Here is a 363-nt window from a genome sequence, read left to right as displayed (position 1 = left end):
AGCGGCAGCCTGAGCGCCGAACACATCCTCAATGTCGTGGCGCGCCTGGCCGCGACCGAACCACCACCCAGCGTCGAAACCCACTTGTCGCTCAAGGAAGCCCCCGTCGCTAACACGGCGCGCTACGACCGCCTGCGTGGCCAGGCCGAGGAGGTCGGTCATGCGTGATTTGATGGCGGAACTCAAGGAGCTGCGCCTGCACGGCATGGCCACGGCCTGGGCGGAGTTGACTGCGCAGGGTGAGTCGAACACAGCCTCGTCCAAGTGGCTGCTCGAACACCTGCTGGAACAAGAGCACACAGATCGCGCCATGCGCTCGGTGAGCCACCAGATGAACATGGCCAAGCTGCCGATGCACCGCGA

General features: G+C 65.0%; 2 pseudogenes. Both read left to right on the top strand.

Going from position 1 to position 363, the window contains the following annotated elements:
- Nucleotides 1-168: pseudogene (locus tag HMPREF3014_RS34350) on the top strand (IS21 family transposase); the annotation flags it as partial.
- Nucleotides 161-363 (top strand): annotated as a pseudogene (istB, locus tag HMPREF3014_RS12435) (IS21-like element ISPst3 family helper ATPase IstB); the annotation flags it as partial. The pseudogenes HMPREF3014_RS34350 and istB, both read left to right, overlap by 8 nt.

Origin of the sequence: Pseudomonas sp. HMSC065H01, from assembly GCF_001815235.1 — a bacterium.
Taxonomy (GTDB): domain Bacteria; phylum Pseudomonadota; class Gammaproteobacteria; order Pseudomonadales; family Pseudomonadaceae; genus Pseudomonas; species Pseudomonas aeruginosa.
The sequence above is the reverse complement of the archived record's forward strand: the minus strand, read 5'-3'. Positions and strand labels throughout refer to the sequence as shown.